We start from the raw sequence: 13282 nt of genomic DNA, 5'->3' as shown, positions 1-13282 counted from the left end.
GTTTCATAATTATTTCTATTAAAATATTTTAACACCCACTTTCTTTGTACATATTCAAAAATAATATACATTTGCAATTATAATTAAATGAATATTCATTTAATTATAAAATACTCATAATAAAGTGAATATGCGAAACAGAGATCCACACAAAGAACATATAATAAAACAAAAGGCCATTGAAATCATTGTAAAAGATGGATTGGATGGATTTACGATCAATAAATTAGCAAAAGCCTGTAATATTTCTGTCGGTACTCCTTATGTATATTATAAAGACAAGGATGACCTTATTGTTCAACTGGTTATTGAAGAAGGAAACAAAATGGAAGCACTTATTAATGAAGGATTCGACCCAAACTCTTCGTTGGAAGAAGGACTTCGTGTGCAATGGACCAACAGATATCATTATGCCATCAAAAATCCGCTTCTGATGCCTTTCTTTGAGCAAATTAATAATTCACATTACAGTCAGCAATTTGTAAAAATGTTTAATGAAAAGCCGGGATTGTTTATGAGTAAATTCAAGAATAATCTTTTAGAATTTATTTCCAATACGGTACAACGTGGAGAAATTGAAGAAGCCCCATTTGAAATTTACTGGTCCATTGCTTTCGCTCCCTTAAATACTCTATTACGCTTTCATCAACAGGGAAAAAATGTAAACGGACTTCCTTTTGTTTTAACCGATGAAATACTATGGAGCACCTTCGCCAAGGTTTATAAGGCATTAAAAAAGTAAAAAAAAGAATAATACGTAAATACAATGATACATTCATTTTTAATGATCGGCCAATCTAATATGGCTGGTCGTGGCTTTCTACAGGAAGTTTCTCCTATTCATGACGAAAAGATAAAAATGCTGAGAAACGGAAGATGGCAAACAATGTCGGAACCCATTAATTGTGACCGATCTACTTCTGGAATTAGCCTGGCAGCATCTTTCGCTTCTTCGTGGCGTTTGTTCCATAATCAGGAAGACGATATTGCCTTAATTCCGTGTGCTGATGGCGGAACAAGCTTAGACGATTGGAGTATCGAAGGTCCGTTATTTCAAAATGCTGTTTTTCAGGCAAAAGCAGCACAAAAAATAAGTACATTAAGTGGAATCCTCTGGCATCAGGGAGAAAATGACAGCAGTGGGAAAAAGCATCAATCCTACACAGAAAAGTTTACCTTACTTATAAAAACCTTAAGAGAAGAACTGCATGTCCCACATATTCCTCTGATCGTTGGTGGATTGGGTGACTTTTTACAAGACGGAATGTATGGTCAATATTTTAATGAGCATCATGAAATTAATAAAGCATTATTAGAATTTGCCCAAAATCATGATGACTGCTACTTTGCTTCTGCTGAAGGTTTAACAGCTAATCCGGATAACATTCATTTTGATGCAGTTTCTCAGAGAAAATTTGGGATCAGATATTTTAAAGCATTTCAGCAAAAGGCTCATATCCTGGGAACTGTGAAGGATGAAGATCAAATCATAGAACAAATTAATAACCGCCTTCTAACCAAAAGTGAAAAATCCGAATTGCTTCAATATCAATTTGCTATGGGAACGATAAATGCTGATGAATTTCAGATTCAGTTTGCAGAACTTAATAACAGATCATAAAGCAACCGTATTCTAATTAAAATAACTAACATTTTACTAACACCTTATTAATATCTTATAAATTTTTATCAACAAGTTACTAACAATTCAACATCCATTATAAACACAGAAGTATCTATCCTAGATTAACAAACCACACAGTATCATTAGCTAAATACAACATTTTGATACACCAGAAAAGTTATCCACAATTTTATACAATTAATTCCAATTGTGGATAACTTTAATAAACATTAAAAACCTCCTACTCCTTTCTCCTATTTTATATTCATTAATTTAACGATCTTTAAACACACCTTAGATCAAGATCTATAATAATGAATAAAATATTTCTAGTAATTTTCGCATTGGCTTATATTCAGTTGTTCGCTCAACATAAAATAGAGCTTTCTTATGCTAATCAATATGATAATTTTATTGAAATCAATTTATATATAGACAAGCCATCCAGTAAATTTGATCTGATTAATTTTGACACCTTAACGGTTACTGATAATACCCAGAAAGTACTTAAAGAAAATAAAGAATATCCCATTAATTACAACTATAATAATGGAGATACTAAGGTAAAACGCTATTACATTCCGGCTCATCAATTTAAGACCGTAGATATAAAAGGGGTCATGAAATATTTTAAGCCTTCAAAAGACAATGACTCCTATTTTGATTTGGGCACCCTCAATGAAATAAAGCGAAATACCAATCTTGTGGATAAAAAAATAAACGCAAAAAATCCTGACCTTTATTTTAGTATTGTAGATTCCACCGTAATTAATAAAAATTTTCCAGACTTTAGCTATTCAATAAATGATGACGAAGAGTATAAAAAAATTGATTTTAAATCCTACGACCTCATCTATGCTTATCGATATAATGATAAACAAAAACTGATCTATTTCATCAACGACAATCCGGATCCCGGATACAACAACTTATCAATAGATGATAAAAAGACCGGAATCACCTATAAATTTGTTAAATTAAAAAAAGAAATGACTCCAACCGAAAGAGGCCAAATCCGAATTGAGCTGATGATAGAAAATGAAAAATCTATTCAGAGAATTCCTTTTGAACTCAAAAACATTGTTATTGAAAAGAAATAGAATTTATGGCAAAAGAAATACAGATCCTCACTCAGTTTATTGAAGGAAATCTTTCCCCAAAAGAATTTGAAGAACAACTTTTTACCAATCCGATTCTTGAAACATTTCTTTCCGCAGCGGTTATCAACTGGAAAGGAACCTACCTTGAAGGCACAACCGTATTCTTATATTTGGCAGAGCAAGATTACAACAGTTCGACAGGCATTTTAAATGCTCAAGGTACCATAGAATTGTTTTTAAAAAAAGCAGGAATTGAAGCGAATCCGTCAAATAAATACGCAGAGGAGTATAATTTAATCTCAATGCTAAGTCCAAAATACATTGATGCCGACTCTGAATTTATTGAGAAATATATTTTACCGTCAGATAAAACGCTATCAAAATCAGAACAAAAGCAATTGATTAAAAATCGATATTCAGAACTTTTTAAGTTTCAATCTAAACCTCCAAAGTGGATACAAAATCCGCAGTGGCCAATAAAAAATGACAAGCCTTTATTCTTTCTGGCTCAAGTAGATATTAAAGATTGTGAGTTTTTTCATGATAACGGAAGTATTTATCTTTTCCTTGATACTCAAACCAAAACAATTGAAACAATACAACAGTTTTATTAACATTGTTCGTAAAAGCACTTCTGCAAAAGGGTTCCCGTAAGGTCATCATAACAATTCGTTTTACTTTTGATTCTCAATTTTTTGATAATTAAATATAAAACAATGAAAAAACTACTATTGGCTTTTACACTCTTTATTTTTGGAATCTCACTTTCACAATCCCTTCCAAAATTTGAAAATGATACCCTAACGACCTCAACAGGTTTTAAAGTGTATGAAGGTTTAGATCTGAAAATAGGAACCGGCTCTATGAACGATGGTGATTTTAAGTTTATCCGAACCAACGCCTCTTCTTTATTCAATTACAGCTCTACAACCGGCTATCAAGGTCTTGCCAACCAGGCCAACTCTTTCAGAAGAAATAATTCCGGACTCACTTTTAAGGTAAAAAAAGTAATGCCCAGAGGAAATAAAAAGAATGGATACGTATATTATGTAAAGATCGGAAGCGGACTCATCAACTATGAAATGGATATAGAAAACGCCATTAAATCTGGTGAAATTATTATTCCCGATGAGTTCATGCCCAAAGAAAAATCCCAAGTTCAAAGTTCTGAAACAAAATATGATAAACTGAAGAAGATAAAAGAATTGAAAGATGCTGGAGTTTTATCGGAAGAAGAATTCCAAAAGGAAAAAGATAAAATTATGAATGAAAAATAATCAATACACAAATGCTCTATTCCATGGAGCATTTTTTATTTTTACATAAAATAAAAACTCAAATAATAGACTTATTTCCAATAATTTATAACACATATTATATAAGAATAGGAAGAAATAAGTTTGCATAAGTTACCAATATTTGGTAATTTTATATTGGTAATTTTTAAATCATAAATAAAATGGGACGAAATACATCTGTTTCTTTAGGAGATTACTTTGAACATTTCGTAGATGGCAAAGTTTTAGAAGGAAGATATAAAAACGCAAGTGAAGTCATTCGGGCGGGCCTAAGATTGTTGGAGGAAGAAGAAAATAAAATTCAAATTTTGAAAAATGCAATTCAAGAAGGAATTGATAGTGGAATTGCTACCGACTTTAATCCTAACAAACATCTGGAATCTCTAAAAGCCAAAATGAAAAAATAATGGCCAACTATTTCTTGACCAATAAAGCCCTTGAAGATCTTTCCAAAATATATGAATATACTTATGAATTTTGGTCTGAAAATCAAGCTGACAAATATTATTTACAGTTGATTAACTTCTGTAGACAGCTCAGTGAAAATCCATCTATTGGAAAAAAATACAGTGAAATAGATCCTCATACTTTAGGTTTTTTAGCCAACAAGCATATCATTTTTTATAGAATCATCAACACAGATGAGATAGAAATCACTAGAATTCTTGGTGGAAATATGGATATAAAGAATAGGATAAAAGAATAAGGAATCTTCTTATATTTTAAAAATTTTATCTTCCTTGAAAATCACCCTTCTTATAGTAGTTATTCTAAAGTTTTTACCATTAAGATTTTGTTTAGAATTTAAGTTTAGCTTCACTTTAATACTTAAAAATTTATTTGATTTTTCTTAATTAAACTTAGCTTTTTCAATGTACTTAATAGTTCAAACGTATTTTTAATCTCAACACCTCCATCATCATTTTAGAAAGTTTTAAGACATATTATCTTTCAAATAATTTATAGTTTTCGTAAGTTAGCCCACCACTTTAAATCCATTATATGACAGACATTCTGAAAAATAAGGAAGAACTTTCCAGAAAAGAAAAGACTCACGAAATTCTCAAAAAAGAAGGTATCAAAATCAATGTTAATCTTCCCTATATTGAGTCGGAAGAGGAAACAACCCTTCGAACTCCTAAAGAAGTTGCAATAAGAGCGGCTATCTTATCTATTACCAACTTAGTTGCTTTTGACAGTATAGATTCGGAAGAAGCCATCAGCTATCTTGAAGAGTGCAATCTTTGGGAACATACAACACCTGATGAAAAAGACTTTCTACAGAACCCAACCGAAGACAAAAAATTTCAGGAAACCTGGAAATGTGAATGCATTTGGGTTTTACTCTGGGCACTACAGCTTGTCGACAATCTCCCTTTTCCGAATGAATTATGTGATTTAAATGATATTGCTCTTGACAAATACCCTATTGGTGGAGATAACGATCCGAATGAGTTTATCAAGACCAACAATCAACTCCGTTCAAAAGCTGAAATATTAGATGCTAATGATCTTTATTACAGATACCATTGGGCTTGTGTGGATGCCCGAATAAACAATTTGGAAATGACAACCATAGATTCAGGAATTGTTTATGAAAGACAGTATGCACTCAATTGGCTTGTGAATTATATGAGGCAGGAATGGGATGATGTTTCTTGTGATACTTAATCTATTTCAGACATGACACAACAAGAACTTATTGACAAATTCACCAACCTGTCTGAAGGAAAACTCGTTGCCGAGGAATGGATAAACTGGTTTACTACCCATAAAGATTCCGTAGAAAAAATATGTGGGAGAACGGCTTTTCTTAAAGTAAAACCAAAAGACAGTTTCAGTGGGATCAAGAATTTATACATCGGGCAGCTGGCAGCTTTTGACTGGCTAACATCTAAAGAAATAAAGGTCTCTTTATCTGATCTCTATAAAAAAGGATGGGAAAAAGAATTTGATAGTTTCTGTAAAGCAGAGAAACAAAAAGAAAAACTACTCCAGAAAGAGGTAGAAAATAAATTCGGATATTTAAAAGATACTTATCCTAAATTTTTTAAACAATTAACCAAATCTTATAGTAATTCCGATGTTATTCAAGCCGGCGAAAAACAGGAAACAATTCAAAATACAGAGAAAGAACTTTCCATACAACTTCCTGAAGATCTCGCAATATGGTATCAAAATGTATCAATCTTACAGCTTGAAGGGATAGGCATTGACTTTAAAGAATTAACCATCGAAACGATTCAAAAGAAACAATATCTGATTCTAGGTGAATTTTGGCTGTATGGCGATGGAGATCAATTACTGTACAATCTAGAGAATAAAAGCATCTACATTTTTGCCCACGAAAACCAACCTCCTAAAGCTATAAAAATAGCGAATTCGTTTATTGAATTTATGGAGAAAAAGATGGTAACCTACTTAAGAGAATACGAATAACCATGGCTAAAAATAAAACCAACGAAACCAGCATCAACGTAACAGATTTTATAAACTCATTTGTAGAAAAAGACGAAAAGAAAGCAGATAGTTTTCAGTTAATACAACTTATGAGCGAATGGTCAGGATTTGAGCCTAAAATGTGGGGACCGACCATTATAGGATTCGGCAGCTATCATTATAAATATGCAAGCGGACATGAAGGCGACATGCCACTCATCGGATTTTCACCCCGAAAAGTTGAGTTCTCCCTATATGTTTATTCGCCGACCGAAGAAAGCAAGCATTTATTAGACGACTTTAGAAAATTTAAAATAGGGAAAGCGTGCATCTACATCAAAAAGCTTTCTGATATCAACATTGATACTTTAGAAAAAATGTGCAAAGCAACCATTGCCTATTTAAATGAAAATCATGAATGTGCCTGTAGATAAAAATAGTTTTAAATAGTATTTACAAACTCTTCCCCAATTCAAAAAACTTCCCGAAATTAGCAGCCTGTGCGTTAGATAAAAAATTTATGAATTAAAAAAGAACAATTAAAACAAACATACAGTAAAACTTAACATAAGTTTTCTTCGGGGCAGGGCGCAATTCCCTACCGGCGGTTACAGTCCGCGACTCCTTTTTAACGAAAGGACTGATTTGGTGAAACTCCAAAACCGACAGTTATAGTCTGGATGAGAGAAGAAAATGAAACAATCAATAAGACTATTTTGATAGACTTGTTGTGTTGTCTTTCATTTCCATGTACCGAAGTGTATTTTAACTTTCAACAGTAAAATAACATGGAAAAATTATTAGAAAAATTCGGAGCTACCTCCCAAGAACGTGTAGAAAATGCACTTTTAAAATTACAACAAGGAAAAGGCATCCTTTTAGTAGATGATGAAAACCGTGAAAACGAAGGCGATATCATCTTCCCAGCCTCTACCATTACAGAAAAAGACATGGCACTTTTGATCCGCGAATGCAGCGGCATCGTTTGTTTATGCATCTCGGAAGAGAAAAGTAAACATCTTAATCTTCGCCCGATGGTAGAAAGCAATAACTCAAAAAATCAAACGGCTTTTACCATTACCATTGAAGCTAAAGAAGGCGTAGAATCAGGTGTTTCAGCGAAAGACCGAGTAACAACCATCAAAACAGCGATTGCCAAAAATGCTTTGGCAGAACATATTGCAAGTCCGGGACACGTTTTCCCTTTAATTGCCAGAAAAGATGGCGTTTTTGAAAGACGTGGACATACCGAAGGAAGCGTAGATTTGGTAAAACTGGCCAAGCTTGGTGATGATGCCGTGCTTTGTGAATTAACGAACGAAGACGGTTCTATGGCAAGACTTCCAGAGATCGTAGATTTTGCAGCAAAAAGAGAAATGACGGTCGTTACGATTGAGGATATTTATTCCTACCGTAAGATGATGATGATCAGTCAGAACTAAATTTTAAATAGATAACGCACAGAAAATTTCCGCTTGAGTTTTGCTTGAGCGGATTTTTATTGTTGAATTGCCTGACATTACATTTAAAGATTTGAGTCAACACCCTAGATAATATAATTTAAACTCACGACTAGATTATCTTTTAAATATTTCATTAAAAGATAGTTATCGTAAAATAAAATACATTTCCAATAGGTCTTTTTAATTATCTTTAAAGAAATTTTTAACTATGAAAATATCTGTACTTTTTTTGTTGGCAAGCTTTGGCGTATGTTCAGCACAAACTACCATTACCAAAGCATTTAATGACCCTATCGTAGGTGATTTTGTAAACAATTATAATGTAATCGGAACGGTAGATAATTCTGCACTAGGTTCAAGTGCTACGTTTTCTAACGGTAGCTTAACACAAGGTTCGGCTGCGTCGGCTAATTATTCAGCACCCACTTCTGGTGAAATTGGTACCTATCCGGGAACAACAATTAAAATGGTCAATGGCAGCAATACGATATACTATAAAGCAACGGCTTCTAAATTGGAAATCACGGGTCTTATTACGCCAGATGCCACATTGAATTTCACGACAAATAACGGAACATTTATTTCTTATCCTGCTTCTTTTGGATATTCAGAAACTGATACGGCATCCGGAACATTTACTTCCACCGCAGCCTCCGGAACATTTAGCGGAACAATCAATATTTCTGCCGATGCAAGTGGAACATTAATCGTAGGAGCAAAGACCTATACCAATGTATTAAGAATTAAATCTGTTCAGAATTTTAATCTGTCTGTAGCAGGAGTTCCGGTTCCTGTAGGAACAGTTACTAATACCGCTTATACTTATTATGACAATTCTCATAAATTCCCTTTACTTTCTTCAACAACTGCCAATATAAACGTACCACTTTTAAGCATTAATCAAACTACGGTAGGCGCGCAGGCTTTAAATGAAGCTTTCCTAGCCGTAAATGATCATACAGTTAAAAAAGAAGCTCTTAAAATATATCCTAATCCAGCACAGAATTTTATTGAATTAAAAGGAGAAACAGGAAATTATTCAACCGTTTCTATCTATAGTCTGGACGGAAAACTGATAAAAACATCGGATCTAAAATCTGGAAAAGTGCAGATCTCTGAACTTCCTACAGCCAATTACTTCATACAAGCTTCCGGAAAAGATGCAAAGACAGAAACCGTGAAGTTTATTAAAAAATAAAAGTTTTAATGATTTATAATTGAACGATATAACCACAGCATTCATCATAACAAAAAAGCTCCAAAGTCGGTAGACTTTGGAGCTTACTTTATACAAGTAGACCTATTTCTGAATTAAAAGAAGTCTATTTCTTCATTATTTTAGCAAAAGTTGTATTACCTCTTAACAGATAATTCCCTGATGGAAATTCAGTAAGATCAATACTATTATTTCCTTTACTTAAAGTCACATTTTTAATGATTCTTCCTGTGCTGTCATATAAATAAGCTGTTTCGTTGGCTGTAGATTCAACGTTTATGACTCCTGTTGTTGGATTTGGATAAGCCGAAGTTTTTGATTTTTCTGAAGTTTCTGAAGTTGATAAACTTGCGCTGCAACTTGCATTATAAGTATCTCCAGTAATATTAAATCCTTTGTTTACCAATTGAGCTCTTGCCATAATGGCTTGTGGCGTAGAGTAAATTAATCCGGTTACATTTATCGTTCCAGCTGTTACTGTTGAGTTTGCCCATGTCGGGTTATTACTTAGCGCTATTAGAAATTTGTTATAATTAACACATGATAAACCAGCATTTTTTAATCCAAAAAATATAGAGTTTCCACTGAAGTTTTGAAGTTTTATGTTCCAAGTAGAAATATCCTGATCAAAACTAGAGGCACCATTAAACATATTAAAACCGGCATTATAAGTAACTTTACTAACATCCCAGTTTCCAATCGGTTGATTGAACGATATGGCATTTTCAAACATATACTCAAAATCTGTAACTTTACCTGTATTCCAGTTATTAAGCGGCTGATTAAAAGAACTAGCGTTGGCAAATACATAGCGAAAGTTAGTACCATTTGAAGTATTCCATGAATTTAATGGCTGATTAAAAGCTGTTGCATCTTTGAACATTGCAGAGAAATCGGTTCCGGATGTTGTAACCCAAGCCGAAAGATTCTGATTAAAAGCAGTCGCGAAATTAAACATACTGCTAAAGTTTTTCACATTAGCCGTGTTCCAATTACCAATATTTTGATTAAATAATGAAGCCCTGCTAAACATCCCATACATATTGGTAATAGTGCTTGTATTCCAATTAGAAAATGAACTGTTGCCGACTAAAGATGAACAATTAAAAAACATTTGCGATAAATTGGTCTGTTGCGTTAAATTAGGAACGTCTGTAGCCGTTACATTAAGATTGGGACAGCCTGCAAACCCCTGACTGAACTGCTGAAGCCAAAGAATTTCTCCCCATTGGCTCACCTCGATAATTTCCGGATTAGCATTCGCATTAATAAAGTCTGTACTGGCTTTAAATCCATAAAATAATCCGCTACCATTGGAAACCTTTAATTTGTAAGTTGCCTGAATAGGATTGGTATTTAAAGAAGTCCCAAAAGAAATAATCGTCGGGGTGCTGCTATCGGATGTAACAGAGCTAAGAACTCCATTATGATGAGGATATCCTACTTCTTCCCAATTAATCGTGTAACTAGTCCCGGTACCACCAAAAGATATGGCATTATCTATTGTACCAGCTACATTAGGTTTCCACAAAGTAATAAATTCAGTCTGTGCATAAGACGTGAAAAATAAGAAAAGAAAAATGGTTATTAATTGTTTTTTATACATAATTTAAAAAATTTCACAAAAATAAGAGTTATTTTTAAAAAAATAAAAAAGTATTATTAATTTAAAACGAATAATTTTAATTAATTGAATCTCAATACACTATCCTTAATTCTAGCTTCAAAAAATAAAATATTATGCTTTAACTTTCTATACGTCTTTATCTTATCTCTAATACAAAGATATTGACGCATGGCGACAGAACATGTCGTATTAAAATTTTATTTAATTATTTTATAAATTTATTTTCTTCCTATAAATCAAAGTCAAATGTTACTGAGTACTACTTTTCTATCATACTATTTATGTTTTGAATGCGCAGATATTTCTTCAATAGCACAAAACCTTTCGTTGAATAATACCATATATCCAAAAAGTAAATCCGCTCAGAAATATTCTGAGCGGATTTTTCATTTAAGTTTAAACTCAATTTAAAAAGTAGCAGCCGGTGCTGTTGAGTTATTTAGTTTCTTTTCTAAATCTGTTTTTTTACCTTTTGAGAAATCATAGCTTATTCCTAGAACAAACATTGATTTATTATTCATGATTTGTCCTACTCGTGAATAATTAACCAAACTTTCTTGTAAACTTTTTGTTTTATATTGGGAAGGCATCCCGATCCAGTACATACCTGTTGACAACGTCCATTCTTTCTTTTTATAACTTACAAATACATGGTTCTGATTCTCATTAAGGTTGAGAAATGCTCCACTCAATGTATACACCGGAATATTGATCTGATACTGCATCGAAAATGATTTATACTCAGATGATACTACAAAATTATTTCCTATATAATTATTCTTAATCAAAGCGCCACTGCTTGTTCTCACAGTTTCTGATGCAGGGGCAATCACTGCTTTTATAACAAGAAGGCTGCTTCCAAAAGGTTTATAAGAACCTGTTAACTGAACACCATACTGTTGAGAACTTTTTGCATTTTCATACGTAAGAGCATAATTACCTAACACCTCATCTAAAACATAGAATTGATTGATCGTACGCTGCGTATTCCAGTAAAAAAGATTCGCATTAAAATCGAAATGTTTATTATTAAAAGAATAGATCAAATTATTTCCAAACGTCTGCTGAGAAGTAAGAAAAGGATTTCCACGCTGTACAATATTCGGTGCCAACTGAACGACATTGCTACTTAAAGCTGAACTTCCCGGACTTTTCGGTTTATAACTGCTTGTAAAACGAAGACTTTGATTATTTTTCAGCTGATATCCCAAAACAAGCTTTGGAACAAAAGACCATTCATCAAAAGTATTTTCGGCACTTTTATTATGAATATTCATTAGCCCTGCGCCTATACGATAACTGAATTTCTTTATTTTTCCGGCAAATTCAGAATACACATACTGCTCCAGATAATTAACACTGTATTCCGAAAGACCCGATAAATTCTCCAAATCATTAGATATAGAAGTATTAGAAACACGATATCCTGATGAAAGTTTACCTGCATCAAAATCATGAGTATAAGCCAACTCTCCTACCACTCCGGTTTGCCTAGCCTTAAGATTCATATCATTATCAAAAACAGATTGCCCTGAAGAAACAATCCATTCTTTAGCAAACTCGGAAGTGTTGGTTGTAAAACTATTAGCAACAACATTTAAACTCAACTCATCTTTTTTACTTATATTCTTTGAAAAATATAGATCTAATGTGGGCGTTACATATTCTGTACTACCATTTTTAAGTATTTGATGTTCCTCCGAAAAATTATCTTTTGTAAAAATACTTCCTCCGCTACCATTTACAAAACTGTTGAAAATATCCATATTCAGTTTTGCCTGAAAAGCATAATTATCGGGAACCTGACGCGTGTAACGTAAGGCTATGTTTTGAAAGGTATATCCAAAATGGTCTTTTTTGTTTTCATCCGAACGATAATGCTCTCCTCCCAACTGATAATCATAAATACTCTGAACTCTTCTATCATCATAATCCCTAAGATTGATAGAATATTCCAGCCCGAAATTATTTTTTCCTTTGGTATAATTTGCATACGCCGAACCGTTTACAAAGCCTGTGGTAAAAGCACTCGTAAGATCAGCACCGAAAACATATCCTGTTTCTGCAGAACGGGTCAAGAGGTTAATCACAGTATCTGCTCTGGCGGCCCATCTTGCTGGCGGAATATCATAATATTCTACTTTAATAACTTCACTTGGCTGAACGCTTCGGATCTGCATATCCGTAGCTTCAATTCCGTTGATCAAAAATAAGGTAGTTCCTCCTTTGATGCTTTTAAGCGTATTGGAAATAGGATCAAGCTGTAATTCCGGTAATGTTTTGAGGAGATCTTTTGCATAACGGGCTTTCTCCAGAGCCTCTTTATCAAATGTATAAACAGCCTTATCCGCAAATTGTTTTTTACGTTGGGCTTTTAAAATCACTTCCTGAATCTCTCCCGTTTTTGTATCGTTTATGGTATCATTTTTTACATTTTCCTGTGAGAATACAAAAACTCCACAAAGGAAAAGTACAGAACATATAGCTTTTCTCATAAATAAATCTAAATAACATA

Annotated in this window: 14 protein-coding genes and 1 riboswitch; of the genes, 12 read left to right on the top strand and 2 right to left on the bottom strand. The window is 33.2% G+C overall.

The window, feature by feature from the left end:
• Nucleotides 1-130 precede the first annotated feature (130 nt).
• From AMQ68_RS16060 to AMQ68_RS16005, 12 genes are all read left to right on the top strand, one after another.
• Complete coding sequence (locus AMQ68_RS16060; RefSeq protein WP_054511630.1) at nt 131-742, top strand: TetR/AcrR family transcriptional regulator; 612 nt, start codon at nt 131-133, stop codon at nt 740-742.
• Nucleotides 743-766: 24 nt separating this feature from the next.
• Nucleotides 767-1621 (top strand): sialate O-acetylesterase, encoded by an 855-nt coding sequence (locus AMQ68_RS16055; RefSeq protein WP_054511629.1) that lies wholly within the window; start codon nt 767-769, stop codon nt 1619-1621.
• A 317-nt stretch (nt 1622-1938) separates the two neighbouring features.
• Complete coding sequence (locus tag AMQ68_RS16050) at nt 1939-2724, top strand: hypothetical protein (RefSeq protein ID WP_054511628.1); 786 nt, start codon at nt 1939-1941, stop codon at nt 2722-2724.
• Between the two features lie 5 nt (nt 2725-2729).
• Nucleotides 2730-3338, top strand: a complete 609-nt coding sequence (locus AMQ68_RS16045; protein ID WP_054511627.1) for a hypothetical protein — start codon at nt 2730-2732, stop codon at nt 3336-3338.
• Nucleotides 3339-3440: 102 nt separating this feature from the next.
• Nucleotides 3441-4001 (top strand): SHOCT domain-containing protein, encoded by a 561-nt coding sequence (locus AMQ68_RS16040; RefSeq protein ID WP_054511626.1) that lies wholly within the window; start codon nt 3441-3443, stop codon nt 3999-4001.
• 182 nt (nt 4002-4183) lie between these two features.
• The gene (locus tag AMQ68_RS16035) at nt 4184-4429 is read left to right on the top strand and encodes a type II toxin-antitoxin system ParD family antitoxin (RefSeq protein WP_054511625.1); all 246 of its coding nucleotides are present in this window, start codon (nt 4184-4186) and stop codon (nt 4427-4429) included.
• On the top strand, nt 4429-4728 hold the full coding sequence (locus AMQ68_RS16030) for a type II toxin-antitoxin system RelE/ParE family toxin (protein ID WP_054511624.1): 300 nt from the start codon (nt 4429-4431) through the stop codon (nt 4726-4728). The genes AMQ68_RS16035 and AMQ68_RS16030 overlap by 1 nt, the downstream gene beginning before the upstream one ends.
• 296 nt (nt 4729-5024) lie before the next feature.
• A complete protein-coding gene (locus AMQ68_RS16025; RefSeq protein ID WP_054511623.1) occupies nt 5025-5693 on the top strand; it encodes a DUF4272 domain-containing protein in 669 nt (222 codons plus the stop codon).
• Nucleotides 5694-5705: 12 nt separating this feature from the next.
• A complete protein-coding gene (locus AMQ68_RS16020; RefSeq protein WP_054511622.1) occupies nt 5706-6461 on the top strand; it encodes an SMI1/KNR4 family protein in 756 nt (251 codons plus the stop codon).
• A gap of 2 nt (nt 6462-6463) precedes the next feature.
• A complete protein-coding gene (locus tag AMQ68_RS16015; RefSeq protein ID WP_054511621.1) occupies nt 6464-6895 on the top strand; it encodes a DUF1801 domain-containing protein in 432 nt (143 codons plus the stop codon).
• Nucleotides 6896-7031: 136 nt separating this feature from the next.
• A riboswitch (FMN riboswitch) is annotated at nt 7032-7157 on the top strand.
• 92 nt (nt 7158-7249) lie between these two features.
• Complete coding sequence (gene ribB, locus AMQ68_RS16010) at nt 7250-7903, top strand: 3,4-dihydroxy-2-butanone-4-phosphate synthase (protein ID WP_054511620.1); 654 nt, start codon at nt 7250-7252, stop codon at nt 7901-7903.
• Nucleotides 7904-8132: 229 nt separating this feature from the next.
• Entirely contained in the window at nt 8133-9122 is a 990-nt protein-coding gene (locus AMQ68_RS16005; RefSeq protein ID WP_054511619.1) for a T9SS type A sorting domain-containing protein, read from the top strand.
• A 124-nt stretch (nt 9123-9246) separates the two neighbouring features.
• On the opposite strand, the gene AMQ68_RS16000 is transcribed toward AMQ68_RS16005, so the two are convergent.
• Together AMQ68_RS16000 and AMQ68_RS15995 are read right to left on the bottom strand one after the other, a co-directional pair.
• Nucleotides 9247-10746, bottom strand: coding sequence for a BspA family leucine-rich repeat surface protein (locus AMQ68_RS16000; RefSeq protein ID WP_054511618.1), 1500 nt, complete (start codon nt 10744-10746; stop codon nt 9247-9249).
• A gap of 428 nt (nt 10747-11174) precedes the next feature.
• Complete coding sequence (locus AMQ68_RS15995) at nt 11175-13262, bottom strand: outer membrane beta-barrel protein (RefSeq protein WP_054511617.1); 2088 nt, start codon at nt 13260-13262, stop codon at nt 11175-11177.
• Between the last annotated feature and the right edge of the window lie 20 nt (nt 13263-13282).

Source organism: Chryseobacterium sp. ERMR1:04 (assembly GCF_001297705.1).
GTDB lineage: Bacteria > Bacteroidota > Bacteroidia > Flavobacteriales > Weeksellaceae > Chryseobacterium.
This window is presented reverse-complemented; position numbering and strand designations above follow the sequence as displayed.